The organism is Bacillus sp. SIMBA_005 (assembly GCF_046535585.1).
GTDB classification, from domain to species: Bacteria; Bacillota; Bacilli; order Bacillales; family Bacillaceae; genus Bacillus; species Bacillus pumilus.
The window spans coordinates 1-235 of record NZ_JAWRWI010001186.1 but is presented as its reverse complement, the minus strand read 5'-3'; the positions used below and the strand labels follow the sequence as shown (position 1 = coordinate 235).

Annotated in this window: 1 protein-coding gene; it reads right to left on the bottom strand. The window is 73.6% G+C overall.

Features of this window, described 5'->3' with window-relative positions:
- A partial coding sequence (locus SB660_RS23840) for an AMIN domain-containing protein (RefSeq protein WP_410585080.1) occupies nucleotides 1-235 on the bottom strand: 235 nt, incomplete at both ends.

The window sequence follows — 235 nt, the reverse complement described above, 5'->3', positions numbered from 1 at the left end:
GCGCGCCATCGGGACCATCCTCGCGCCGGGGCGGCGGCGCGACGGTGGCGCCCGCCAGATCGAAGACGATACGGGTCGTGCCCGCGACGGGCTGGCCGCTGCGCACCGACTTGACGATGCCGCCCGCGCCGGACAACGCCAGGCCCGACCGCAGCCGAGTGCCGGGCAGGTCGACGACGAGGCGATCGGGATTGGACAGCGAGATGATCGCGAACTCGGCCCTGGCGTCGAACAC